The sequence below is a fragment of the Methylomagnum ishizawai genome (assembly GCF_900155475.1).
In the GTDB taxonomy this organism is placed as follows: domain Bacteria; phylum Pseudomonadota; class Gammaproteobacteria; order Methylococcales; family Methylococcaceae; genus Methylomagnum; species Methylomagnum ishizawai_A.
Genome location: NZ_FXAM01000001.1, coordinates 2,378,939 through 2,404,096 on the forward strand (window position 1 = coordinate 2,378,939; position 25,158 = coordinate 2,404,096).

The 25,158-nt window shown below is 63.4% G+C and carries 26 protein-coding genes; 6 read left to right on the forward strand and 20 right to left on the reverse strand.

Features of this window, described 5'->3' with window-relative positions; all coding sequences use genetic code 11:
• Positions 1–17: 17 nt before the first annotated feature.
• From B9N93_RS10515 to B9N93_RS10590, 16 genes are all read right to left on the reverse strand, one after another.
• On the reverse strand, positions 18–710 hold the full coding sequence (locus B9N93_RS10515; RefSeq protein WP_085213399.1) for a hypothetical protein: 693 nt from the start codon (positions 708–710) through the stop codon (positions 18–20).
• On the reverse strand, positions 707–1,111 hold the full coding sequence (locus B9N93_RS10520) for a RusA family crossover junction endodeoxyribonuclease (protein ID WP_085213401.1): 405 nt from the start codon (positions 1,109–1,111) through the stop codon (positions 707–709). Before B9N93_RS10520 ends, B9N93_RS10515 begins: the two co-directional genes overlap by 4 nt.
• A gap of 12 nt (positions 1,112–1,123) precedes the next feature.
• Positions 1,124–3,199, reverse strand: coding sequence for a glycine--tRNA ligase subunit beta (gene glyS, locus B9N93_RS10525; RefSeq protein WP_085213403.1), 2,076 nt, complete (start codon positions 3,197–3,199; stop codon positions 1,124–1,126).
• Positions 3,192–4,115, reverse strand: coding sequence for a glycine--tRNA ligase subunit alpha (gene glyQ, locus B9N93_RS10530; protein WP_085213404.1), 924 nt, complete (start codon positions 4,113–4,115; stop codon positions 3,192–3,194). The genes glyS and glyQ overlap by 8 nt, the downstream gene beginning before the upstream one ends.
• A 91-nt stretch (positions 4,116–4,206) precedes the next feature.
• Positions 4,207–5,211: a type II secretion system F family protein gene (locus tag B9N93_RS10535; protein ID WP_085213406.1), complete on the reverse strand. Its 1,005-nt coding sequence runs from the start codon at positions 5,209–5,211 to the stop codon at positions 4,207–4,209.
• A gap of 15 nt (positions 5,212–5,226) precedes the next feature.
• Positions 5,227–6,207 carry an N-acetyl-D-Glu racemase DgcA gene (gene dgcA / locus B9N93_RS10540; protein WP_085213408.1) on the reverse strand — a complete coding sequence of 327 codons (981 nt, stop codon included), beginning with the start codon at positions 6,205–6,207 and terminating at the stop codon, positions 5,227–5,229.
• A gap of 3 nt (positions 6,208–6,210) precedes the next feature.
• Positions 6,211–7,218, reverse strand: a complete 1,008-nt coding sequence (dgcN, locus tag B9N93_RS10545) for an N-acetyltransferase DgcN (RefSeq protein ID WP_085213410.1) — start codon at positions 7,216–7,218, stop codon at positions 6,211–6,213.
• A 183-nt stretch (positions 7,219–7,401) separates the two neighbouring features.
• Positions 7,402–8,184 carry an FkbM family methyltransferase gene (locus B9N93_RS10550; protein WP_085213411.1) on the reverse strand — a complete coding sequence of 261 codons (783 nt, stop codon included), beginning with the start codon at positions 8,182–8,184 and terminating at the stop codon, positions 7,402–7,404.
• A gap of 360 nt (positions 8,185–8,544) precedes the next feature.
• The gene (locus B9N93_RS10555) at positions 8,545–9,585 is read right to left on the reverse strand and encodes a DUF2333 family protein (RefSeq protein WP_085213413.1); all 1,041 of its coding nucleotides are present in this window, start codon (positions 9,583–9,585) and stop codon (positions 8,545–8,547) included.
• A gap of 63 nt (positions 9,586–9,648) precedes the next feature.
• Positions 9,649–10,575, reverse strand: coding sequence for a tyrosine recombinase XerC (xerC, locus tag B9N93_RS10560; RefSeq protein ID WP_085213415.1), 927 nt, complete (start codon positions 10,573–10,575; stop codon positions 9,649–9,651).
• A 7-nt stretch (positions 10,576–10,582) separates the two neighbouring features.
• Positions 10,583–11,272 carry a DUF484 family protein gene (locus tag B9N93_RS10565; RefSeq protein ID WP_085213417.1) on the reverse strand — a complete coding sequence of 230 codons (690 nt, stop codon included), beginning with the start codon at positions 11,270–11,272 and terminating at the stop codon, positions 10,583–10,585.
• Entirely contained in the window at positions 11,269–12,093 is an 825-nt protein-coding gene (dapF, locus tag B9N93_RS10570) for a diaminopimelate epimerase (protein ID WP_085213418.1), read from the reverse strand. The genes B9N93_RS10565 and dapF overlap by 4 nt, the downstream gene beginning before the upstream one ends.
• A gap of 10 nt (positions 12,094–12,103) precedes the next feature.
• Positions 12,104–13,351, reverse strand: a complete 1,248-nt coding sequence (gene lysA, locus B9N93_RS10575) for a diaminopimelate decarboxylase (protein WP_085213419.1) — start codon at positions 13,349–13,351, stop codon at positions 12,104–12,106.
• Entirely contained in the window at positions 13,351–13,581 is a 231-nt protein-coding gene (gene lptM, locus B9N93_RS10580; protein WP_085213421.1) for an LPS translocon maturation chaperone LptM, read from the reverse strand. Before lptM ends, lysA begins: the two co-directional genes overlap by 1 nt.
• Positions 13,582–13,702: 121 nt before the next feature.
• Complete coding sequence (locus B9N93_RS10585) at positions 13,703–14,548, reverse strand: transglutaminase-like domain-containing protein (RefSeq protein ID WP_085213423.1); 846 nt, start codon at positions 14,546–14,548, stop codon at positions 13,703–13,705.
• 245 nt (positions 14,549–14,793) lie between these two features.
• Positions 14,794–15,477 carry a peptide deformylase gene (locus B9N93_RS10590; RefSeq protein WP_176225220.1) on the reverse strand — a complete coding sequence of 228 codons (684 nt, stop codon included), beginning with the start codon at positions 15,475–15,477 and terminating at the stop codon, positions 14,794–14,796.
• Positions 15,478–15,615: 138 nt separating this feature from the next.
• On the opposite strand from B9N93_RS10590, the gene B9N93_RS10595 reads away from it, so the two are divergent.
• Positions 15,616–16,365 (forward strand): hypothetical protein, encoded by a 750-nt coding sequence (locus B9N93_RS10595; protein WP_085213427.1) that lies wholly within the window; start codon positions 15,616–15,618, stop codon positions 16,363–16,365.
• A gap of 7 nt (positions 16,366–16,372) precedes the next feature.
• On the opposite strand, the gene B9N93_RS10600 is transcribed toward B9N93_RS10595, so the two are convergent.
• On the reverse strand, positions 16,373–17,206 hold the full coding sequence (locus B9N93_RS10600) for an SDR family oxidoreductase (protein WP_176225221.1): 834 nt from the start codon (positions 17,204–17,206) through the stop codon (positions 16,373–16,375).
• Positions 17,207–17,301: 95 nt separating this feature from the next.
• On the opposite strand from B9N93_RS10600, the gene B9N93_RS10605 reads away from it, so the two are divergent.
• Positions 17,302–17,706 (forward strand): DUF3574 domain-containing protein, encoded by a 405-nt coding sequence (locus B9N93_RS10605; protein WP_176225222.1) that lies wholly within the window; start codon positions 17,302–17,304, stop codon positions 17,704–17,706.
• 241 nt (positions 17,707–17,947) lie between these two features.
• Positions 17,948–18,445, forward strand: coding sequence for a hypothetical protein (locus tag B9N93_RS10610; protein ID WP_254899375.1), 498 nt, complete (start codon positions 17,948–17,950; stop codon positions 18,443–18,445).
• A 53-nt stretch (positions 18,446–18,498) separates the two neighbouring features.
• On the opposite strand, the gene B9N93_RS10615 is transcribed toward B9N93_RS10610, so the two are convergent.
• The gene (locus tag B9N93_RS10615; protein WP_085213431.1) at positions 18,499–20,994 is read right to left on the reverse strand and encodes an ABC transporter permease; all 2,496 of its coding nucleotides are present in this window, start codon (positions 20,992–20,994) and stop codon (positions 18,499–18,501) included.
• 15 nt (positions 20,995–21,009) lie between these two features.
• On the reverse strand, positions 21,010–21,720 hold the full coding sequence (locus B9N93_RS10620; RefSeq protein WP_085213434.1) for an ABC transporter ATP-binding protein: 711 nt from the start codon (positions 21,718–21,720) through the stop codon (positions 21,010–21,012).
• Between B9N93_RS10620 and B9N93_RS10625 the strand changes: the two genes are divergently transcribed.
• The 3 genes from B9N93_RS10625 (at position 21,719) to B9N93_RS10635 (ending at position 23,979) form a co-directional block, all read left to right on the forward strand.
• Entirely contained in the window at positions 21,719–22,330 is a 612-nt protein-coding gene (locus B9N93_RS10625) for an arylesterase (protein ID WP_085213436.1), read from the forward strand. The genes B9N93_RS10620 and B9N93_RS10625 overlap by 2 nt on opposite strands.
• Positions 22,331–22,471: 141 nt before the next feature.
• On the forward strand, positions 22,472–23,332 hold the full coding sequence (locus B9N93_RS10630) for a LabA-like NYN domain-containing protein (protein WP_085213438.1): 861 nt from the start codon (positions 22,472–22,474) through the stop codon (positions 23,330–23,332).
• An 83-nt stretch (positions 23,333–23,415) separates the two neighbouring features.
• Positions 23,416–23,979 carry an isochorismatase family protein gene (locus B9N93_RS10635; RefSeq protein WP_085213440.1) on the forward strand — a complete coding sequence of 188 codons (564 nt, stop codon included), beginning with the start codon at positions 23,416–23,418 and terminating at the stop codon, positions 23,977–23,979.
• Positions 23,980–23,995: 16 nt separating this feature from the next.
• On the opposite strand, the gene cysB is transcribed toward B9N93_RS10635, so the two are convergent.
• Positions 23,996–24,970: an HTH-type transcriptional regulator CysB gene (gene cysB, locus B9N93_RS10640; protein WP_085213442.1), complete on the reverse strand. Its 975-nt coding sequence runs from the start codon at positions 24,968–24,970 to the stop codon at positions 23,996–23,998.
• Between the last annotated feature and the right edge of the window lie 188 nt (positions 24,971–25,158).

Consider the following 25,158-nt stretch of genomic DNA (forward strand, 5'->3'; position numbering starts at 1 on the left):
GATAGTCGAGGGCGGTTTCAATGCGCCGGTTGCCGCCAGGTTTCCAATAACCTGGAAACCAGAAGGCCGAAATCCTCCGCAAGCCGTGCGTGGACTATTTGGTTATCCGATCCGGCGATAGCGCCATGGCTCAGCCGGTTCCGGGCCGCAAGCGCGGCCAAAACCAAGTCATAATCCTTCACCGAGATTTCCCCCAGCGAATACATATGGTCAACCGCCCGCCGCACCGGAAACCTTTCCACGGGGATGGCCGCCTCCATGGCGCGTTTACGCAAACCCCCCTCGAAAATACCCCACAGATATAACAAAGCGGGTTCGTACTCCCCGGCATCGATCAAATGCCGGGATCGGCCAACACCTTCGATAAGTTTCTGCCAAGCGGGTAAATCCGCCGCCAATCCCGGCACGGAATCCGATTCCACATCGTCGGGCGTGACCAATACAAAGCGCCAGCCAGGATGCCTAGCCACTTCTTCGGCCAAGGCGTGGAATCTTTCCACGGAAATCCGGGCCGAACTCGGCTTGACTTCGACGATAATCCCGGTCCCGCCTTTGACAGCGATAAAATCCGGTCGATAATCGCCAAGATCGAAGGGAATCGCGCCGGTATCGGGTTCAATCGATACTTGGAAGCCCGCCTCAGTATACTGTTCCGCTAGGGACCGGATTTGTTCATACTCATGATGGAAGGCTTGCGCAGTGGTATTCATAGATAAATCTCCAACGGTTGGGCAAGGCTGACTTTGATATAAACGCACTCCATGCCGCTCGCGACACCCCGCTGCAATAACGGTGGCAAGACGCTAATGTCGATTCCTTCGCTGATAAAGCGGCGATGGCTGTCCACATCGGAAATCAAATTATCATCTTTGAATACCAAGCCCACCAAAGCGTCTTGGATGGGCTTGATGATGTTATCGGTATCGGCGGGCGAGTCATCGCATAGATAAACCAGCGTGAACCTTAAAGCCATCGCTGCGAGCGGGGGCTTGTCCCTCCAAGCCTTGGCGACTTCGCAGCGCACGAAAGTTTTCCAAGCTTGGAGGTTTTCCCTATTCCTGGTCTGTAAAGAAACAGGACGCTTTTCGATGAGGTATTCGAAAGGCAGCATGGTTTTCGCAGCTTATCCCTGTAATTTAGAGATATCCGCGATATTCAAGAATAAACCCTCGACGATACCCAGCAACCCCAAACGGTTCCGCCGCAACTCGGTGTCTTCCGCCATCACCATCACGCCATCGAAGAAAGCATCCACCGTTTCCCGCAATTGGGCCAGCCGCCGTAGCGCCCCGGTGTAGTCGCGTCCGCGCAGCAGTGGCAGCACATCTTCCTTGGCGAGGCGGGCGGCTTCCAACAGGCGCTTCTCGGCGGGTTCGGCCAAGGCGTGGTCGTCCACGCTGGCGGCGGTTTCTTCCTCGGCCTTCCTGAGGATGTTGCGGATACGCTTGTTGGCGGCGGCGAGGCTCTCGGCTTCCGGCAGGCGGCGGAATTCGCGCACGGCCTGCAAGCGTCGCTCGAAATCCAACAAGCTCGACGGCCATACCGCCAGCACCGCCTCGAATTCGTCGTGCTTGATGCCCCGGTCCAGGAAATAGCCGCGCAAACGCTCGATCATGAAGCCGTGGACGTTCTCCCGTGCTTTTTCGGTCTCGAAGTCGTGGGTGAATTGATCCAGCGCGAAATCCAGCAAATCCGGCACATCCAAATCCAGCTTGGCCTCGATCAGGATGCGGATCGCGCCCAGGGCGGCGCGGCGCAGGGCGTAGGGGTCTTTGTCGCCGGTCGGAATCAGCCCGGCGCTGAAAATGCCGGTCAAGGTGTCGATCTTCTCGGCCAGGGCCAGCATCAGGCCGGTGCGGCTCTCGGGCAGGGGACCACCCGACACCTTGGGCAAATATTGCTCCTCGATGGCATTGGCGATGTCCTCGGGTTCGCCTTCGGCCAGGGCGTAGTAGCGGCCCATGGTGCCTTGCAGTTCCGGGAATTCGCCGACCATGCTGGTCAGCAAATCGGCCTTGGCGAGCAGGGCGGCGCGTTCCACCCAGGCGGTTTCGCTGTCGAGCTTACCGGCGATATAGGCGGCCAGGGATCGCACCCTTTGGGTTTTGGCCAGCATCGAGCCCAGGGTTTTCTGGAAGGTGATCTGGGCCAGTTCTTCGGCGCGGCTTTCCAGGGAGCGTTTGCGGTCCTGGTTCCAGAAGAATTCGGCGTCCGATAAACGTGGGCGCACCACGCGCTCGTTACCGGCCCTGACCGTATCCAGCGCGGTGCTGGCCACATTGGCGAAGGTGATGAAATAGGGCAGCAAACCGCCGTGCTTGTCCTTGACCGGGAAATATTTCTGGTTGGCCTGCATGGTGGTGATGAGGACTTCCGGCGGCAGGGCCAGATAGCGGGCGTCGAAACCGCCCAGCACCGGCACCGGCCATTCCACCAGGGCGGCGACCTCGTCCAGCAAATCCGGCTCGATATGGGCCTTGCCACCGACCCTGGCGGCGGCTTCCTCCGCCAACGCCTGGATTTTCTGCTTGCGGGCGGCGAATTCGGCGACCACATGGCCGGGGTCCAGCAGGGTGTCGGCGTAGTCGGCGGGTTTTTCCAGGATCAGGCGCGAAGGATGATGGAAACGGTGGCCCCGGCTTTCGCGTCCGGTGCGGACGCCCAGGATTTCGGTGTCGATGATTTCCCGCCCGAACAGCAGCACGGCCCAATGCGCCGGCCTCACGAATTCGGCGCTGCCGTTGCCCCAGCGCATCCGCTTGGCGATGGGCAAACCGGCCAGGGCTTGCCGCAGGATATCGGGAATCAAATCGGCGGTGTAGCCGCCTTGCACGGTTTGGCGGAAGGCCACCCATTCGCCCTTGTCGGTGCGGAGGGTGATGAGTTGCTCGGGAGTCGCGCCGCAGCTTTTCAGGAAGCCTTGCAAGGCTTTGCTGGGTGAGCCGTCGGCTTGATAGGCGGCGTTCAGGGCGGGGCCGCGGCGTTCTTCCTCGCGGTCGGGCTGGGCCACGCTCAAACCGTGGATGACGAGGGCCAAGCGGCGCGGCGTGGCGTAGGGTAGCACTTCGCCATAGCCCAGGCCCGCCTTGTTCAAACCGGCCTCGACATTGGCTTTCAGGGCCAGGCTCAGGGTCGACAGGGATTTGGGCGGCAATTCCTCGGTGCCCAATTCAAACAGCAAATCGCGGGTCTCAGTCATCTTTGGCGCTCCTAGCGTTCAGCAGCGGGAAGCCGAGTTTCTCCCGGCGTTGGTAATAGGCTTCGGCCACGGCCTTGGCCAGATCGCGCACCCGGAGGATGAAGCGCTGGCGCTCGGTCACGGAAATGGCGCGGCGGGCGTCCAGCAGGTTGAAGGCGTGGGAGGCTTTCAGCACCATTTCATAGGCGGGCAGGGGCAGGTCGAGCGCGATCAGTTTCTTGCATTCGCGCTCGTAGGTGTCGAAGGCGTCGAAATGGAAGCCGGTGTCGGCGTGTTCGAAATTGAAGGCCGACATCTCCACCTCGTTCTGGTGGTAGACATCGCCATAGGTCACCTCGCCCTGCGGTCCCCGCGCCCAAATCAGATCGAACACGCTGGACACGCCTTGCAGGTACATGGCGATGCGTTCGAGCCCATAGGTGATTTCGCCGCTGACGGGGCGGCAATCGATGCCGCCGACCTGCTGGAAATAGGTGAACTGGGTCACTTCCATGCCGTTCAACCAGACTTCCCAGCCCAAGCCCCACGCGCCCAGGGTCGGCGATTCCCAGTTGTCCTCGACGAAGCGCACATCGTGTTCCAACAGGTCGAAACCCAGAAAGGCCAGCGAACCCAGGTAGAGTTCCTGGAAATGGGCCGGGGACGGCTTCATGATGACCTGGAACTGGTAATAATGCTGGAGCCGGTTGGGGTTCTCGCCGTAGCGCCCGTCGGTGGGGCGGCGCGAAGGCTGGACATAGGCGGTGTTCCAAGGCTCGGGACCGATGGAGCGCAGGAAGGTCGCGGGATGGAAGGTGCCCGCGCCGACTTCGAGGTCGAGCGGCTGGAGGATCACGCAACCCTGCGCGGCCCAGTAATCCTGGAGCGCCAGGATCAAGCCCTGGAAAGTGGATACATCGTATTTTTGGGTGTTCACGCTGGCCCCTTGAAGCTTGCGGGTGGTTGAACGAAGCCGGGCATTATAGCCGGAATCGCCGATACCCAGCGGGGACCGGAACGGCTGGAAATCAAAGGGCGGAAAGGGCGGCGCTGGGCATGAACGCGCCGCTCCCCAGGATGGACGCGGCCATCAGGGCGAGGACCGCGCCATAGACCAGACGCGGCAGCCATTCGGCCAGGGCATCGTCGAAGCGGGCGATGCGCTCGGCTTCCTGTCCGGCGTAGCGGCGCAACAAGGCGGGGAGTTCGCCGCTGGCCTCGCCGGTGGCGACGAAGGACAGGGCTTCCGGCGGTCCCGGCCAGGGCAGGGCGCGGAGGGCCGAGGCGAGGTCGCCGCCGCGTTTCAATGCGCGTTCGGCGGGGGCCAGTTGGGCGCGGAGGACGAGGTTATCGACCGTGCCCAGCGCCTTGGGGAAGGCGTCCAGCATCGGCACGCCCGCTTCCAGCAGCAAGGCCAGGCTGGACCAGAAATCCCGCAGATTGCGCCGCATCTGGTAGCGGCCCAGCGTGGGCAGGCGTAGTAGCAGTGCGTCGAATCCGGCCCGGAACGGCGACAAAGCCCCGCCCCGGAACCAAGCCGGGAGTCTGAACAGGGCATAAGCGCCCAGGCCCATCGGCAACAAGGGCAGCAAGGCCAGTTTGAGATAGCCCAGGCCATCGACCCGCCCCAACACCAGTTCCGGCACGGGTTGGATCAAACCTGCCAACACCAGCACCGCGACCGGCAAAGCCAGCCGTGCCCGGATTTGGCCGCGTCGCCGCGCCTGGGCGTCGTAATGCTCGGACAACTGCTGATAGGTGCGGGCTAGGCTGCCGGTCGTCGCCGCTGCGCCCAGCAAGGCGGCGTCGAATTCGGTGAACAGCCCGTAGCGCCGCCCGGTTTCTACCCAATCGGCCCCGCGTTCCAGCCGGGACCGCAGGAGTTGGAGCAATTGATCCGAGTCTTCCGTCTTGGGTGGATCGAGCATCGCCAAGGCCTGGATCGGAGCGATGCCGGCCCGTTCCAGGGCGGCGAGCTGGATGTAGAGGTCGGCGCGTTGCTTGGGGTGGTCGAGGCGGAAGGTTTTAGCCATGGCTTGGTTTATCCGTTATCCCCATACCGCTGCTTCTGCCGGAAATACCCGGCTGCCTTCGTAGCGCAATCCCGGTTCCCGGTCTTTTGCCAACAGCAACGGCCCATCCAAATCCACATAATCCGCGCCCTGCGCCAATAACAGGGCCGGGGCCATCGCCAAGGAAGTCGCCACCATGCAGCCGACCATGATCTTGAAACCCTCCGCCCGCGCCAGGGCTTGCATCCCTAGGGCTTCGGTCAGCCCGCCGGTCTTGTCCAGCTTGATATTCAGCACATCGTAGCGTCCGCGTAGCTGGGCGAGGCTGGCGCTGTCGTGGCAGGATTCGTCGGCGCAGACCGGCACCGGCCTCGGCAAGTCCGCCAGCGCCGCGTCGGCTCCGGCGGGGAAGGGCTGTTCCACCAGTTCCACGCCCAGCCGTGCTAGTTCCGGCATGAAGCGGTGATAATCGGCCAGGGTCCAGGCTTCGTTGGCATCGACGATCAAGCGGGCGGCAGGAGCGTGGGTCCGTACCGCCGCCACCCGTTCCAGGTCGTCCCCGCCCGCCAGCTTTAGCTTGAGCAAGGGCCGCGCGGCCTGGGCGCGGGCCGTCGCCGCCACCTGTTCCGGCGTGTCCACGCTCAGGGTGTAGGCCGTGGTCAAGGGTGCGGGTGGGGGTAAACCGGCCAGGCGCCACACGGGTTGGCCCGCCCGTTGCGCGGCCAAATCCCACAGGGCGCAATCGATGGCGTTGCGGGCCGCGCCGGGCGGTATCCGTGTCAAGAGTTCTTCCCGTTCCAAGCCCGCCGCCAAGGCCGGCACCAGGGCCGTGATGGCTCCGATCACGGCTGCGGGCGTCTCGCCATAGCGGGGATAGGGGCGGCATTCGCCCCGGCCCCGGACCGCGCCTTCGCGGATTTCGACCACCACCACGGTGATTTCGCTATTGCCTCCGCGCGCGATGCGGAACACGCCGCGCAAGGGCCAGGTTTCGCGCTGGATCGTGATTTGGCGCATGGCTCAGCCCAGCCCGGCGATGCGGTCCACCAGGGCGGCGACCCCGGTGCGCAGGGGATCGACGCAGGGCAGGCCCAGCCGATTCTGGGTGTCTTCCAGCCATCGCCCGGCCTCGGTGGCGGAGAGTTGGGCGGTGTTGATGGAAACCCCGATGCAGCGGGCCTTGGGGTTGGTGAGGCGGGCGGCGGCTTCGTTGGCGGCGATGCATTCGGCCAAATCCGGCAGTGGATAACCCGGCACGCCGCGCAGATGCGGGCGGGTGGGTTCGTGGCATAGCACCAGCGCGTCCGGCTGCGCCCCGTGCAGCAGTCCCAGGCTGACTCCGGCGAACGAAGGATGGAACAGCGAGCCCTGGCCCTCGATCAAGTCCCAGTGGTCCGGCGCATTGGCGGGACACAGCGCCTCGACCGCGCCGGAGATGAAATCCGCCACCACCGCGTCCACGCAGACCCCGGCCCCCGCGATCAGGATGCCGGTCTGCCCGGTGGCGCGGAAATCGGCGTCGAAGCCGCGCCCGCGCATTTCCCGTTCCAGGGCCAGGGTGGTGTACATCTTGCCGGTGGAGCAATCGGTGCCCACGGTCAGTAGGCGTTGGCCGGGACGTTTCTGGCCGGTGCCGACCTCGAAGCTTCCGGCGGGGTGGCGCACATCGATCAAGCGGCGGCCCAGGCTGTCCGCCGTCGCCGCCAGTTCCGGGAGATCGGCGAGCCGCTGGTGCAGGCCGTTGGCGAGGTCCAGACCGGCTTGCAGGGCCGCCAGCAACTCGGGTATCCACGCCGCCGCCAGCTTGCCGCCCCGGTTGGCGACCCCGACGATCAGGGTTCGCGCTCCGAGCGCGGCCGCCGTGTCTATCGAAACTTCCGGCAATCCGGTGTCGGCTTGGCAGCCCGGCAGCCTGAACTGTCCCACGCAATCCTCGGGACGCCAACGCGCCACGCCATAGGCGGTTTTGGCGGCCAAGGGGTCGGGGGCGTCGCCCAGGAAGAGGAGATAGGGTTTGGCGATGAGCATAAAGCGTCCTCATGTTGGGAACCTGAGAACGGGGATTATGGCCTGCCCTGGGATTTCCGGGGGGATCGCCAGGGCAATGCAACATTTCGCGTGGCTCCGGGTCCGGCCTTGACGGGGGGCCGGGCCGATGGCGGCCCGGCTGCCGTCTTGGGGGGAAGGCGGGGCTTCGCGATCTGGCCGGGTTTATTCCGGCAGGAAAATATGGTCGTTCGGGCTCAAGGATTGATCGAAACGATAGCCCAGCGCGTTCATGGCGGCCTCGCCGGAGGGGAATTCGTTCAGGGGTTTCCTGAGTTCGACCCAGATGATGGGGCGGCACCGCGCCAAGGTTTCCTTGGCCCCCATGAGCGCCGCCACATGCCCCCCTTCCACGTCCATTTTCAGGAAATCCAGGCGTTCCAGGTTCATGGTGTCGAGGGAGGTCATCGCGTATTCCCCGTCGTCGCCGACCTGGAACGAGGAGGCGCCGGTATTGACCGCGTTGTATCGGCCGAGGTTGGTACGGCAGGGCCGTTCCCCGACGGCCGCGTTGGTGGCTATGACGTTGGTAATCTCGTTGAGGGCGATATTGCGTTGGAGTATGCGGAAGGTCTCGTGCAAGGGTTCGAAGGAATAGACCCGTTCGGCCCGGCAAACCTTGGAAAAATAGACCGTGTGGTTGCCGATATTGGTGCCGACATCGGCGATGATGGCCCCAGGCGGGATCATGGCCTGGGCTTTACGCAGCAGGTGGAATTCGTAGAACGTATTCCGCATCAGGATGAAGTTCTGGATGAAATCGATATTCGCGAACGGGAGATACATTTTGAATATCTGGTCGGAATAGAGGAATTCATGGACCTTTTCCGGTCCCATGGCCAGATATTTCTGCTGTACGTTGAGAGTGGTGATTTGCTGCAATATCTGCTTCAGCAATTCTTCTTGGGATGGCAGGGCTTGCTTGGGTTCTCGGGTATCTTCGGACATGCTGGGAGCCTTTTGGTTTGGAGCGTGGTCGAGGGTTTTGACAGGCCGCGATAGTGGATTATCGCGGGCTGGATGGGTACCGACCCAACCCGGCGGGTTGCGATGGTGGGCTATGACGCGCTTTCATGGCAGGGCGTGCCCGCGGGGTAGGGGGATAATATTTTCATGAAGACCCGGGCCTATGCCCGGAATCCTCTGGATTGAGTATATCAGAAAGATCGGAAAGCACGGCCCGGAAGCCACCACGGCCTTTTTACGCGGGGCCGCATACCGGGATTGTCGTGGAATGCCGGAATCCGGGGCCGGGCATGAAAAAAGGCACCCCTTCCGGGGTGCCTTCGCCGTGTGGGCCGGGTGCTATCAACCTTGTTGCAGCAGGCTACGCAGGTCGATGGTGGCGGCGTTGGCGCGGGCGATGTAATTCGCCAGGGTCAGCGAATAATTGGCGAACAGGCCGAAACCGCTGCCGTTCAGGATGACGGGGCTGAGATAGCTGGCTTGGCTGTTTTCCAGTTCGCGGATGATCTGCTGCAAGGAGACCAGGGCGGTCTTGTTGCTCAGGATATCGCGGAAGTCGAATTCGATGGCCTTCAGCACATGCATGGCGACCCAGGAATAGCCGCGGGCCTCGAAGAACACGTCGTCGATCTTGAGCCAGGGGGTCTTGGTGAGTCCGGGGCGGCGTTCCTCGGTGGTGCCGGGGGCGTCGGCGGTGCTGGCGCTGAGGCGGTTGGAGTAGTCGCCCATACGTTTTTCCAGGATTTCCAGATATTGGCGCAGGTTGTCGGCGCGGGCGTAGAAATTGGCGTCGCGTTTCATCAGCCGTTCCCGGTAGCCTTCCAAGGCTTCCACGCCTTTTTCGTATTCCGACTCCGAGGACGGCAATTGCCAGGATTTGTGGTCGAAATAGAAGAATGGTTCGCCCTTGGCGAGGTCGGGGTCTTCGCGCGATTGGGTTTGGGAACGGGAGATATTGTTACGCAGGGCGGTGGTGGCGTCGCGCAGGGCGATCAGGGCGCCCAGTTCCCAATTGGGGATATTGTCCAGCATCACGCTGGGAGGAAACACGTCGTTGGTCAGGAAGCCGCCCGGCTTGTGCAATAGGGTGTCGGCGCTCTCGATCAAGGCGGTGGCATAGGTATAGCCCAGGGGCAGTTCCTTGGGATTCTTGATATTGGCCGATTCGGCCGCGACCTCGACCACGTCGAACCGGGCCGGTTCGCGGCTCCAATACCAGGAGATGGCCAGCATGGCGAGACCCACCACGCCGAAAAAGATGCCAACCTTCCAGGCCGTGCCCCGCTCGCGGAAGCTCTTGGTGCCGAAGATACCCTTGGTGCCGGGGGTGGCGGAAGGGGTGGGGGAAGGCTGGTGATCGACATGCTCTGCTGGCGCTGACATGGTGGCGTCCTGGTTGCGGTTTCCCGAAGGCGGCGATTATAGCTTAAAAGCAGGCGGGGTCCGTTAGCCCTGGCCGTCCTTGGCACGGTTTTTCTTGCGGGCGCGGGGGTGGGCGTTGTCGTAGACCTTGGCCAAATGCTGGAAATCGAGGTGGGTATAGACCTGGGTGGTGGCGAGATTGGCGTGGCCGAGCAATTCCTGCACCGCCCGCAAATCGCCGCTGGCTTCCAATAGATGGCTGGCGAAGGAATGGCGCAGGCGGTGCGGATGCAGGTGTTCGGGAAACCCTTGCCGGAGCTGCCATCGGTCCAGGCGGACCTGGATCGTGCGCACCGAGATGCGCCGCCCCAACCGGCTGACGAACAAGGCGGTCGCTTTGGCATCGGCATAGGCGGGGCGGAGGTCCAGCCAGCGTTCCAGGGCGGCGAGGGCCGGACCGCCCACCGGCACCATCCGCGATTTGTCGCCCTTGCCATGCCGGATCAGCACTTGGCCCGCGTGCCGGTCTACATCGTACAAGTCCAGCCCGGTCAATTCGGACAGGCGCAGGCCGGAGGAATAGAACAATTCCCAGATCGCCAGATCGCGGATATCCAGCGCGTCCTCGGCGGGCGCGTCTAGGAGTCCGGCGAGTTGGTCCACGTCCAAGGGCTTGGGGAGCGTCTTGGGGGTTTTGGGGGCGCGGACGCCCTGGGCCGGGTTGCGTTGGGCTTCGCCGCGTTTGACCAGAAAGGCGAAGAAGCCCCGGATCGCCGACAGTTCCCGTTGCAGGCTGCGGCTGGCGATCTTATCGCGGTGGCGCAGTGCGATATGCTCGCGGAGCTGGGCGGGTTCCAACCGGGTCCAGTCGGCGATGTCCTTGCCCGCGCAGAATTCCCGGAGGCGCGCGAGGTCGTGGGCATAGCCCTCGACCGTGTGCGGCGAGGCGCGGCGCTGGCACCTCAGGTTATCGAGGAAGGCCGCGACTTGCCGATCCGCCAGGGCGTCCATGGGGAGGTCAGTCCGGGATCAAAGCGGCCAGCCGGGCCGAGACGATCTCGCCCATCTGGGCCAGGAAGAACGAACCCAGGCCGGGTTGGTAGCGCTTGGGATTGCGGCTGCCGATGGCCAGCACGCCCTTGAAACCGGCGTGGCGCAAGGGTACGAAGGCGCAGGAGGCCGCTTCCCCGCCATGGGCGCCGAACAACGATCCACCCTCGTGCGGCGCGAGGCTGAGGCAATGGGGGTCGCCATCCGCTAGCGCGAGGCCCCATAGGGGCGTGTCGCCGGAGAGCGCGAGATTGGCGATGGGGCTGTCGAACATCGGCTCGGCGATGCGCACCGCCACGAAATCGGCCTGGAAATATTCGTGCAAACCCCATTTCAGCCCGGCCAGGGCGTCTTCCAGGCTGCGGGCGTCGATCAGGGTCAGGGTCAAATGGTGGAGGCGTTCGCGCAAAGCCTCGTTGTCGCGGGCGACCTGGAGGATTTCGGCCATTTGCTGCTGCAAGCGCTGGTCGCGTTCCCGCAGGATTTGGATATGCCGGGTGATTAAGGACACGGCGTCCCCGCAAGGATGGGGGATGGTCAGGGTTTCCAACAAGGCCAGATGGTGCTTGAAGAACTCGGGATGCTTTTGGAGATAGGCTTCCACCTCGCGGGCGGTGGTCCGGGTTCTTTCCTTGCGCTTGGCGGTTTCGGCGCTCATGCGGGGATTTCCCCCTCGAACACGCTGACCGCCGGGCCGCTCATCAGCACCGGAGAACCCCGGCCCGCCCAGGCGATATCCAACCTCCCGCCGGGAAGATCGACCCGCACCGGGCTGTCCAGCCAACCGCGTTCCACGCCGACCACCACGGCGCCGCAGGCACCGCTGCCGCAGGCCAGGGTTTCGCCGGAGCCGCGCTCGAACACCCGCAGGCGGATATGGTTCCGGTCCACGATTTCCATGAAGCCGATATTGGCCCGTTCCGGGAACAGGGGATGGCTTTCCAGGCGCGGACCCAAGGCCGCGACCGGGGCGCTGTCCACATTTTCCACCCGCAATACGGCATGGGGATTGCCCATCGACACCGCGCCGAACTCCCAGGCCGCGCCGTCGATCTCGACCGGGTAAGCCAAAGCTTCGGCTTCCGCTAGCAACGGGATTTGGGCCGGGGCGTGGCGCGGCACGCCCATGTCCACCGTGACCGAGCCATCCGGGCGCGGGCGCAGGATCAAGCGGCCCGCCTGGGTATCGACCCGGATTTCGTCCTGGTCGCACAGGCCATGATCCCGCACGAAGCGGGCGAAGCACCGCGCCCCGTTGCCGCATTGGGCAACTTCGCCGCCATCGGCGTTGAAGATGCGGTAGCGGAAATCGGCGTCGGAATCCTGGGCCGGTTCGACGATGAGGATTTGGTCGCAGCCGATACCGAAATGGCGGTCGGCTAGGAAGCGTATCCGTGCGGGCGAGAGGTCCACGGCTTGGCGCACGGCGTCGATCACCACGAAGTCGTTGCCCAAACCCTGCATTTTGGTGAATTTCATAGGGTTCGCTTCAGCCGGGCAGGATTTCATCGCGGAACAAATCGGCCAAGGTTTCCCGCTGGCGGACCAGGAGGATTTGTTCGCCATCGACCAGCACTTCGGGCGGGCGGGGCCGCGAGTTGTAATTGGAACCCATGCTGGAGCCATACGCCCCCGCCGAGCGCACCGCCAGCAAATCGCCTTCCCGGATCGCCAGTTCGCGCTCCTTGCCCAGGAAATCGCCGGTTTCGCAGACCGGGCCCACGATGTCGTAGACCTGGGCCGGGACCGTATCCGATGGTTTTACCGGCAGGATGGTTTGATAGGCGTCGTAGAGGGCCGGGCGGATCAAATCGTTCATGGCCGCATCGACGATGGCGAAGTTTTTCAGGCGGTTGGACTTGAGATATTCCACCTTGGTCAGCAACACGCCGGCATTGCCGACGATGGCGCGGCCCGGTTCCATCAGGATTTCATAATCGGTCCCGGCCAGCAGTTCGGACAGGGCGGAAGCGTAGTCGGAAGGTTCCGGGGGGAACTCGTCGCTATAACGGATGCCCAGGCCACCGCCCATATCCAGGTGATGGATGGCGATGCCATCCTCGCGCAAGTGTTCGGCCAGCTTGAGTACCCGCGCCAAGGCGTCGATGAAGGGTTCGACCTCGGTCAATTGCGAGCCGATATGGCAATCAATGCCGACCACCGCGAGATTCGGCAGGCCGGCGGCGTGGCGGTAGCAGTCGCGGGCCGCGTCGATATCGATGCCGAATTTGTTTTCCTTGAGTCCGGTGGAGATATAGGGATGGGTTTTGGCGTCCACGTCCGGGTTGACGCGCAGGGAAACCGGGGCTTTCACGCCCAGTTCCCCGGCGATGCGGTCGAGGCGGTCGAGTTCGCCCGGTACTTCGACATTGAAGCAGCGGATGCCCACTTGCAGCGCCCGGCGCAATTCGTCCTCGCGCTTACCCACGCCGGAAAACACCACCTTGGCCGGGTCGCCGCCCGCCGCCAACACCCGTTCCAATTCGCCGACCGAGACGATATCGAAGCCGGAACCCAGCTTCGCCAGCACGTTCAGCACGGCGAGGTTGGAATTGGCCTTGACCGCGTAGCACACCAGGTGCGGACGTTCGCCGAAAGCCCGGTCGAAGGCCCACCAGTGGCGTTCCAAGGTGGCGCGGGAGTAGATGTAACAGGGGGTGCCGAAACGCTCGGCGATGGCGCGGAGCGGCACGGATTCGGCGTGGAGTTCGCCGTCGCGGTATTCGAAATGGTCCATCAGAATGGTTCTTGTTGCGGGAAGGATTGTTCTACTTGATCCGATTGATCCGGTTTGGGGGTCGTGGCCGGAGCGGGGTTGGGTGTGGTTTTCTTTTTGGTGGCGGCCACGGGCTGGCGCGGCGGCGGACGCTCCAGATAGAGCGGCCCTTTTTGTCCGCAGCCTTGGGCCAGCAGGGCCGAGAGGCCGAGGGCGGCGGTGAAGGCGGCGCGGCTTTGGGGTGTGGTCATGGAGGTTCGGGCGTAACGGTCCGGTACAAGGAAGGCGGGCATTTTAAAGCAAAAGCGGGCGGGTTGGGGGAGGTGGGATTGGGGCGATAGTGGGCGTGGATGCCTGCCCGCCGGGCTATGGCTACAGCGTGGAGCGCTGCTTGAGGGTTTGCGCGACTTCCGGGCGGGAGAGTTCATAAGTCCAGATGTCGAACTTTTCCAGAACGTGTTTACCAAAGCTCGTGGTCAGGGCGACATCGGCGGCATCCCGACCGCGGGCCATCAAAACGCGCCCTACGCGGGGGATATTGTTGCGGGAATCGAAAGTATGCCATTCCCCTTCCAGAAACACCTCGAACCAGGCGCTGAAATCCATGGGAGGTATCACCGGCACCTGAATATCGCCCAGATATCCCGTGGCATAACGCGCGGGAATGCCCATGCACCGGCAAAGCGTGATGGCGAGATGGGTATAATCCCGACATACCCCCCTCTGGTCTCGGAAGGTATCGTAGGCGGTACGGTCGCAGCGGGCGGCTTCATGGGCGAAAGTGACGTGGTGATGTACCCAGTCGCAAATGGCCTGCACCCGCCCCCATCCCGTCGGCCCGTGCCCGAAAAGTTCCCAGGCGACATCCGACAATTTCTCGATCTCGCAATAACGGCTGCCCAACAGATAAAGCAGGGTATCGCTCGGGAGTTCGTGGATGGTATGTTGGCGGGCGTCCGGTTTCAGGATATCCGGTAAACCGCCATCCACCACGATGGTATCGTTCTTGAGGTGCAAGCGCCCGCCGGGACAGAAGGCCCGTGCGCACCGATTGCCATAGATGTCTGTGAATTCCTCGATGGTGATGGCGGGATCACTGCTCAAGCGCTCGGGCATCATTAACAATGACGCCCGCTCGGGATGCGTGTAGAGCATCAGGATCATTTCCGTGGGCTGGGGGAACGAATAGGCGATATCGAAACCGATTCTAATAAACATGGAATGCTCGGGGGGTCGAAGGATTGGCCCGATGATCGGGCCGGGCTTTGAAAAGGTGGTTTGACTCTGGTATGGCCCATCGCGGCGCTATGGCCGCTACGCTTGCCGCGTTGCCATAAACAGCAGGAAATCGGGGTTTTTTCCTCCCTAGGGCATGGGGACATGCCCATTCTACTGGGCTGGAGCGGAAGTGGTTTGTTTTTTATGGGGGTGGCCATGGGTTGGCGCGGCGGGGGACGCAGCCCTCAAGGCCGGGCCGCTTTGGCCCGCGCTTGCCAATGCGCTCGGGCCCGCGCCTGGCAATCGGCGTTTTCCAGGTCGGCACAGCCCACCTCGGCCAGGAAACCGGCCATCCCGTCCTTCGGGATGAACCAACGTGGATCGTGACCGCTGCTCAACAGCGTGCCGTCGAGATGGTCGAGTTCTTGTTGGAACACCACGGCCTCGGTGCCGGAGAGGGTTTCGCGGCGTTCCGCGCCGTCCGGGGTTTGATAGCGGATCGTGAGATGGGCCGGTCTTTCGGTATAGCGATAACCCCAGGGCACCGACAGGCAACGCTCCCAAGAGCCAAGACGCTGCGTCGAGGCGGCGACGCGCTGGGGATTGAGGAAGGCTTGGAATTCCCCGCCGGCCTCGCGCCGCAATAATGCGACCCGCACCGGAACGCCGATCTGGACCGCCGCCAAGCCCAGGCCGTGCATGGCTCGGACCGTGCCGCGCATATCGGCGAGCAAGGCGGACAATGCCGGATTGTCCGGCGCGATGGGTCGGCTGGGTTGTTCCAGGCGGATGCGCTGCTCCGGGATATCCACGCTGAGGGTCGTGGCTATGGCGGATCGGGCACGCTGCCGCAGATGTTCGATTTCGGCGGGTGTCAGGCCGCCGTCGGCATGGCAGGCCGCCGCCACGAGCGGAAGGACGAGCGCCAAGCAAAGGGATGGTGTGCAGGACCTTGGGCTTGTTGTCATGGGCAGCCTTCAGCTGGGGTTCAGCCAGGAAAAGTATAAATAGATACGCGGGGTTGCCGCCCCCACATGTTTCCACTACGCATAGCGAGAGCGGTCCTCATGAAATCCTCGGTCGTGTATTGCCTGGTCCTGCCCGTGTTGGCCTGGATGGCTTCCGGTTGCGCCGAGTATGCCGGGGGTGGCTATGGGATGCGGCGGGCTTATCCGGGGGGCTATTATGAAACCCAAACCTATCCGGCTTATTCCGGATATCCGGGTTATTCAGCCCCGGCGGGATATGCCTATCCTAACGCCGGATATTATGAGGAAAGGCGGTACTACGGCGACCACGACCACCACCACCACGACGGACATGGATGGCATCGGACACCACCGCCGCCCCCGGCGCCCCAGCCACCGACACCCTGGCAAAGGCTCAAGGCCGTGGAACGCGAGATGCGCCACGACCAGGGGCAATACCAGCAGCAAAGCCAGCATCTCGACCAGCGCCGACAGCAGCGGGAACAGCACTTGGATCACCGGCTGGACCGGACCGAACAGCGGAGATTGGGCTATCTGGAGCATCACCACGCCAACCCGGCGGCGTTCGAGGCCGAGCGCCAGCAATTCCAGCAGCATCGGGATTCCGCGACCCAAAGACTCGAACAGCGGTTCGAGGCCAAGCAGGACCATCTACGCCAGCGCGAGGCCGAAGAACAGGCCCGTTTGGCGCGGCAGCAGGCGCATTGGCAGGCGCGGGTACAGGAGCATCAAGCCCAGCATCCGCCCCAGCCGCAACCACAATGGAACGGCGGCGGCGAACATCATCGCGGCTGCGGCGAAAAGCGCCGACAGCGCGGCGAATGCTGATCCCGGCCTATCCTACCCGGCCCAGGAGCCAATCCAAGGCCCGCGTCGGCAGTAGCCTTTTCAAATAGGCGAACAGATAGGTCGGGAACGTCACGTAATAGCGGGCGCGGGGCCGCTGGGATTCCAAGGCCAGGATCACCTTTCCCAACACCGCTTCCGGTCCCAGGGTGAACGGCGCCGCCGGGCCTTCCTTTTGCAGGCGGGTTTCCATCGCCGCATAGGTCTGGCGGTGCGGGCTGTGTTCGGGCTGTATGTGCTTCCGGTACATGGCGAAGGCGTTGTCGCGGAACCGGCTGAGGATGGGGCCGGGCTCGATCAAACACACCTCGATGCCGCTGCCTTTCAATTCCAGCCGCAAGGTGTCCGACAAACCTTCCAGCGCGTATTTGCTGGCATTGTAGGCACCGCGATATCGCATGGCGGCGAAGCCCAGCACCGAACTGTTCTGGACGATCCGGCCATAACCCTGCCGCCGCATGACCGGGATGATCAGGTTGGTCAGTTCGTGGGTGCCGAACAGGTTGGTTTCGAACTGCTCGCGCAGCACTTCCCGCCGCACATCTTCCACCGCGCCCGGTTGTCCATAGGCACCGTTGTTGAACAGCGCATCGAGCCCGCCGCCGCTGGCCACCAATACCGCCGCCACGGCGGCGCGAATCGAGTCCGAATCGGCGAGGTCCAGTTGGAAAGCCTCGAAACCTTCGGCGTGAAGTGTTTCCACATCGGCTCGGGCACGGGCGGTGGCGAATACCCGGTAGCCGCGTTGCTTGAGGCCACGCGCCACGCATAGGCCGATGCCGGACGAACAGCCGGTGATGAGGATGGATCGGGGGGAGGTCATGATCGGGCGGTCTCGCAGGGAAAGGGGCGCATAGTTTCGCATGGCCCTTCGGCTTTGCGGTTATGATCCGCATCCCCGCATCCCGGAGGCATCGCTTGAAACTTGGATTCGCCGCCCTGTGTCTGGCCGGGGCTTTGGCCGCTTGCGTTCCGCACCCGCCCAGTCCATGCCCCGCGGGCGAACGTTCCATGCAGGTCGATACCCTTTATTTCGGTACGCGGCAGCCGGAGGGCGTGGTCGCCGCCGCCGCTTGGCGCGGCTTCGTCGATGCCGAGGTGACGCCTCGCTTTCCCGGCGGGTTCACCTGGTGGTTGGGCGAAGGGCAATGGCGGACGGTCCGGGGCGATATCCAGCGCGAATCCACCTATATCCTCCGCGTCGTCCATGGCGATACGCTTGCCGAAAGCGGGGCCGTGGCCGCTCTGGCCGAGCGCTATAAGGTGGAATTCCGGCAGGAGGCGGTGTTGCGGGTGCGGTCCATAGCCTGCGTGGCTTTTTGAGGGCTAACCGCCGGGCCTGTGATGGTTTCCGCCGTTCGCGGCGCATTCAGCCCGTACCGCTGAACTCGGACCGGATTCCTGGGTCGTAAACCTGCCCGGTGGCGACTCCCTTCGACGGTGGCCACCGGTCAAATTATCTGTTTGCATCGGATGGACGACATGATAATTTGCGCGTGCCCCAAGCAGCCCCGGCCCGGTCGCCGGGGCTAGAGCAAAAAAATCCACTAGAGGAGGTATCAGAATGTCCGAAGAGAATAAAGACAGCGCCGCCCCGGAAACCCCGGCTCCCGCCGCCGAACAACCCGCCGCCGCCGAGAAGCCCGCTGCTGCCGCCGCTCCCGCTCCCGCCGCCCAAGGTCTCCTGGAAACCTTGAAGACCAACCGCAATGCCCAATACGCGCTGGGCGGCGCGGTCGTGGTGGTGTTCCTCGCCAGCTTCATGGGCGGTGGCGACGAAGTGACCAAGGTCAATACGGCGGCGGTGGCCATCGGCCAGACGGTGACGGTGGAGAATCCCAACGGCGGCAATTCCCAACTGACCCTCGCGCCGGGCATGATGGGCGCGGCCGATCCCGAGGATACCGAGCAGAACGTGTGCTTGGTCAAGGGGGCCGCCAAGGGTACCATCGAAGAAGAGCAGATCGCGGGCCTGTTGGCCTATGTGAAGGTCAAGATGCTGGAAGGCGATTGCCAGGGCAAGTCCGGCTGGACTTCCAAAATCAATATCAAGGCCGGTTAATCGCGCGGGGCGGCGATGAGCGTCCCCTTGGCCCATCGCCGCGTCCAGTGCCGTTAGAGTTCCCGCAACACCCGCATCGGGCTGTTTCTCACCACGGGCCGGGTATTCCAATAACCCGCCAGGCCCACCGCCACGGCGCCCACCAGCGGCGTCGCCAGCCAAGCTTCCCAGTGCATCCGGTGCGCCAAATCGAACACCCGGCTGAACAAGACCCAGGCCACGCTCTCGGCGATGCCCGCCGCCAACAACCCCGCCAGGAAGCCCAGGGCGCAGAATTCCACCCATTGCGCCCGCCGCAGCAAACCCCGTTCCGCGCCCAGGGCGCGTAATAGCGCGTCCTCGCGCAAGCGTTCGTCCAGGGTGGCCCGCACCGAGGCGAACAGCACGGTGAAGCCCGCCGCCAAGGCCAGCACCAGCACGAACTCGATGGCGCGGGTGATCTGGGCCAGGATGCTCTGGAATTGCTTGAGCAGGGCGTCCACTTCCAGGATCGTCACGCCGGGGAACGCCTTGACCAGCCGCGCCAAGGCCGGTTTCGCCGCCGGGGGCAGATAGAAACTGGTCAGCCAGGTGTGGGGCTGCGAATCCAGCACGCCCGGCGGGAAGATCATGAAGAAGTTGGGGGCCATGGTGTCCCAGCGCACGCCACGGGTGTTGGCGACCGTGGCGGTGAGTTCCTGCCCGGCGATGTTGAAGCCGAGCTGATCGCCCGGCTTGATGCCCAGGTTCTTGGCCAATTCCTTTTCCACCGAGACCAGGGGTTCGGTGGGGGCTTGGCCTTCGCGCCACCATTCGCCCTCGACGATGGGATTGTCGGGCGGCGGTTCGGCCCCCCAGGTCAGGCTGAGGTCGCGGTTGATGGCTCCTTCCGCCCGCGAATTCTTGCCGATGACCTGGAATACGTCCTGGCCGTTCACCAGGGTCAAACGGCCCCGGACGATGGGATAGAACCGGCTGCTGGCGATTTGCTCCCGCGCCAGGAAATCGCGGAAGCGGTCGAGGTCGGCGTCGAACAGGTTCAGGGCGAAATGGTTGGGGGTGTTGTCCGGCAATTGCCGCTGCCATTCCTGCAATAGCTCGGTGCGGACCAGGAGGCTCAACAGCATCGCCGCCAGGGTGATGCCGAAGGCCAGGATTTGGCCGACGCCCAGTTGGGGCCGCCGGGTCAGGTGTTGCAGGCCGAAGCGCCAGGCCAGGCCCACATGCGGGATCGGCAGTTTGCCCAGGTTGAGCAGGAACAAGCCCAACAGGCCGAATCCCGCCACCGCCGCGCCGCTCGCGGCCAGCACGGTGACGGTCATCAGCCAATCCTGGGTATAGCGCCACATCAACGCGCCCAGGACCAGGGCGGCGCAGCCATAGACCAGCCAAGCGCTGGACGGCAGGGGTTCCAGGTCGCGGCGCAAGACCCGCAGCGGCGGCAGGCGCTTGAGCCGGAGGATCGGCGGCAGGGCGAAGCCGAACAGGATCGGCAAGCCCGCGCCGGTGCCGAACAACAGGGCGAACAGGCTGGGACTGGCCAGTTGGCGCGGTAGCAACGCCCCCAGGAAATGCGCCACCCCGGCTTGCAAGCCATAGCCCAGGGCGCAACCCGCCGAGCTACCGGCCAATCCGATCAAGCTGAATTGCCAGAGGTGCAGCCGCAATACATCGCGTTCCCGCGCCCCCAGGGTTTTCAGCAGGGCGGCCAGATCGAAATGGCGTTCGGTATAGCGGCGGGCGCTCATGGCGATGGCGACGCCCGCTATCAACACTACGGCGATGCTGGTCAAGCCCAGATAGCGCTCGGCCCGGTTCAGGGCATTGCCGAGTTCCGGGCGGTCCTCGTGGATATCGGAGATGCGCTCGCCTGGATGCAAACGCGGCTGGAGCCAGCGTTTGAAGCCGCGCAGGGCGGTTTCGTCGCCTGCGTACAGAGCAAAATAATGGACGTGGCTACCGGGCTGCACGATGCGGGTGGCGTCGAGGTCGGCGGCATTGATGATGATGCGGGGCGACAGACTGTAGAGATCGCCGCGGCGGTCGGGTTCGTGGGTGATGATGCGGGTGGTCCGCAAGGGCTGTTCGCCCACCGTCAGCGTGTCGCCCAGCTTCAAATGCAGGGTGGACAATACCCGTGGTTCGATCCAGACCTCGCCCGGCGCGGGAATGGCGTGGGTGGCCTCGGCGGCGGTGGGATCGTCCAGGGTGGTTTTCACCGCGCCGCGTAGGGGATAGCCCACCGCCACCGATTTTACGCCCGCCAGCAGGATTTCGCCGTTCTCCATCAGCACACTGGGGAATTCCGCCGTGGCCGAATGTTCGAGTCCCAGGCGCTCGGCTTCCACGGTCCAGGCCGGATCGGGCGGGCCGTGGCTCGCCACCGATAAATCCGCTCCCAGGAATTCCGCCGCTTGCAAAGCCATGGTGCGGTTCAGCCGGTCGCCCAGCAGGCTGACGGCGGTGGACGCGGCCACGGCGACCACCAGCGCCGCCAGCAGCAATGTCAGTTCGCCGCTGCGGAAATCGCGGCCCACCAATTTGAACGCCAATTTGAAGCTGTTACCCATGTCGGTCTCCCGCTTTTAGCCGTCCACCACGCGTCCGGCTTCCAGCCGGACCGTGCGTCCGCACCGTGCCGCCAGCGCCTCGTCGTGGGTCACCAATACCAGGGTGGTGTTGCGTTCGCGGTTGAGGGCGAACAACAGGTCGATCACCGTCTGGCCGGTCTTGCTGTCCAGGTTGCCGGTGGGTTCGTCAGCGAACAGGATGCGCGGCTCGGTCACGAAGGCCCGTGCCAGGGCCACGCGCTGCTGTTCGCCGCCGGAAAGCTGTTTGGGGTAATGCTTCACCCGGTGTTCCAAGCCCACCCGCGCCAGCATGTCGAGCGCCCGGCCACGGGCCTCGGCGCTGCCGACGAGTTCCAGCGGCAGCATCGTGTTTTCCAGCGCGGTCAGGTGCGGCAGCAATTGGAAGGACTGGAACACGAAGCCGACATGCAGCGCCCGCAACCGCGCCCGGCCATCCTCGTCCAGTGCGGTGAGGCAGGTATCGGCCAGCCAAACCTTGCCCTCGGTCGAGCGGTCCAGGCCGGCCAGCAATCCCAGCAGGGTGGATTTCCCCGAACCCGAAGCCCCGACCACGGCCAAGGTTTCCCCCGGTTTGATCGAAACATCGACTGATGACAAGATATCCAGCCAGCCATCCGCCGTGGGCACCCGTTTGCCGAGATTTTCCGTCCGGATGATATCCCCGGAGATCGCGGGGCTGTTTTTCTCCAATGTGTTGGAATCCATGCGTAATTTACTGCTGTCGTTCATTTTGTGGGCAATGTCCGGTGAGGTTGGCGCGGCAACCCTCGTGGTGTTGGGAGATAGTATCAGCGCCGGTTATGGCTTGGAAAAAATCGACCAGGGCTGGGTTTCCCTGCTGGCGGAAAAACTCCGGCCACGCGGTATGATAGTCGTCAATGCCAGCATTTCCGGGGATACCAGCGCGGGAGGGCTTTCCCGCATCGATGCTTTGCTCGCCCAACACCATCCCGCCGTGCTGATCCTGGAACTCGGGGGCAACGATGGCCTGAGGGGTTTGCCGCCCGGCCAGATGGCGGCCAACCTGGGCGGCATCATCGACCGGGCCGGGGCGGCGGGGGTCCAGGTCTTGCTCTTGGGCATGAAGATTCCGCCCAACTATGGCAAGCGTTATACCGAAATGTTCCAGAAGGTCTATACCGATCTGGCCGGGCGCGATGGGGTGGCGCTGGTGCCGTTCCTGTTGGATGGCGTGGGCGGGGTGGAGGTCTATATGCAGGCCGACGGCATCCATCCGAACCGGGAGGCCCAGCCGTTATTGCTGGAACAGGTGTGGAATAAATTGGAGCTGTTATTGGCGGGCAAGCCGCGTTGAAATTGAATAACTGTGGGTCTTGGGGAAAGTAATATTGGGTCCGTTGTTCTTGGAGGTCGCGAGAGGAGGGTACGGTTGTTGTGAGATAGTTTCGGAAGTTACTCAAGGATATAACTGCTAGATTTTTTTAGAAAAGAACACATGAATTCTGCGATAAAAAACCATACATCGAGTTCCAAGGTCGGGATTTTCGTGGACTCCGCCAATATGTACCGGAATGGCGGGGCCAGGATGCAATACGACGTGCTGCGCGAATACGCCTGCCGGGATCATAGCGACCCGGTCAGACTCAATGCCTATGTTTCATACGACGCCCGCCGCGCCAAGGTGGATTATGATTACCGGAAAAAAGCGGAAGGTTTCCACTCGGTGCTGCGTGATATAGGGTTCAAGGTCATCATCAAGGAAGTCAAATGGTATGAGGATATCGACGAGGAAGGCAAGATGACCCTGGTGCCCAAGGCCAATGCCGATTTGGATTTGGCGGTGGATGCCTTGTTGCAGTCGGAGAACCTGGACCGGGTATTGCTCGCCAGCGGCGACGGCGATTTCGTGCAGGTGGTGAGGGCTTTGCAGAACAAGGGCTGCCGGGTCGAGGTGGTGGCGCTGGACAATGTGTCCTCGGCCCTCAGGCAGGAGGCCGATTCCTTCATGTCGGGGTATCTCATCCCCAATCTGATTCCCACGCCGACCCCCGCGCCGGAATGGGGGCAGGTGGGTTCCTGGGTGCGGGGCTGGTGCTATTATTACGACGACACCAAGGGTATCGGGTTCATGCGGTACCTTTCCCGTATCGATAAAAACCTCTGGTTGACCGATAAGCGCAAATACCCGGATTCCCCGTTCGAGACTTCGTTTTTCCATTTCTCCAAGCTCCAGGACGAATCCCTCACCAACCGGCTGCCCAGCCGCGATTTCATCTTCGAGTTCAGGCTGGCGGCGTCCGAGCGCGGACCGGACAAGCTGAACGCCACCGATATCCGTCTGGTCAGCGAGTTATGACGCCGACGCCGGGCGCTTTCCCAAGGGGGCGTCCGGCGGTTTCTTCCACCCAACAACCCGGCATTCCCGAGAGGCGCGGTCCCATGAATATCCCTTCGCTTTGTTCCGCCGACGACAGCGTGTTGGTGGTGGTGGACCTGCAAATCCGCCTGTTGGCCGCCATGGCCGAAGCCGATCGCGCCCATTTGGTCAAGCATACCGAAACCCTGCTGCAAGCGGCCGGGGCGCTGGAAATCCCGGTGCTTTATACCGAGCAATATCCCAAGGGCCTGGGTCCGACCGTGCCCGCCCTGGTCGAACGCTTGCCGGCCATGGCGCTCTGTTTCGAGAAGACCGCGTTTTCCTGCTGCGCTGCCGAGGGGTTCCTGTCCGCCTTGAAGGCGTCGGGCCGGGGGCAGGTGGTCCTGGTCGGCCAGGAGGTCCATGTCTGCGTGTTGCAGACCGCGCTGGAATTGCTGGCCCTGGGTTTCCGGGTGTTCGTGGTCGAGGACGGGGTGTGTTCCCGCGCCCAGGGCCATAAGCACAACGCCCTGGCCCGGTTGCGGGAGGCCGGGGCCGTCGTCACCAATGTGGAGTCGGTGCTGTTCGAATGGTTGCGCGACGCTGCCCATCCCGAGTTCAAAACCATCTCCCAGTGGGTGCGCTGAACCCCGCGCCCCTCGATCAATGCACGGGTAGCTCGACGTTCTTGAACAGGGCGTCGAGTTCCCGCTTCTCGCGGGTCTCCATGGCTTGGTCGATCAGGTCGCGGGTCAGGTGCGGGGCGAAGGTCTCGATGAACTGATAGATGAAGCCGCGGATGAACATATCCCGCCGCAGACCGATCTTGGTGGTGCTGGCCCCGAACAAATGGCTGGCGTCCAGCGGCACCAGATCGACATCCACCACCGGGTCGTAGGCCATCTTGGCTAGGATGCCCACGCCCAGTTCCAGCCGCACATAGGTCTTGATGACATCGGCGTCCACGGCGGTCAGGGCCAGTTGCGGATGCAGCCCGGCCTTGTCGAAGGCTTGATCCAGTTGCGAGCGCCCGGTGAAGCCGAAGGTGTAGGTGACGATGGGGTATTCGGCCAAATCCTGGAGTTCGATGCGTTCCAGCCGGGTCAGCGGATGGCCCCTCGGGACCAGGATGCAGCGGTTCCAGCGGTAGCAGGGCAGCATCACCAAATTCTCGAACAACTCCAGGGCTTCGGTGGCGATGGCCATATCGACCAGCCCCCGCGAGGCCAACTCCGAAATCTGCATCGGCGTTCCCTGGTTGATGTGGAGCTTGATGCCCGGATAGCGCTGCATGAAGTTCTTGACCACCGGGGGCAGGGCGTAGCGGGCCTGGGTGTGGGTGGTGGCGATGGCCAGCGAACCCACCTTGTTGTCGCGGTGTTCCTGGGCGATGTGCTTGATGTCCTGGACCCGGCCCAGGATTTCCCCGGCGATGGCGACGATTTCCTGGCCGGCGGCGGTGACTTCGGTCAGGTGCTTGCCGTTGCGGGCGAAGATGGGCACGCCCAATTCGTCCTCCAGCAGCCGGACCTGCTTGCTGATGCCGGGCTGGGAAGTGTAGAGGCTGTCGGCGGTGGCCGAGACATTGAGTTCGTGCTGCGCGATTTCCCAGATGTAGCGTAATTGCTGGAGCTTCATGGCACCCCGGTTTTATTCCAAAATCATTGATAAAGCCGGAGCCATTATAGCATTCTGGTCTGAATGGCGCTGTCCCGCCGGGACGGGGCGGAGGGAATGCCCGCGGCCAGCCGCCGTGCCTGGGCGGGCGGCGGTTGGCTTCCAATGGGTGGGGCGGGGGCCGGTGCGGAGATGGGGTGGCCGCGCCG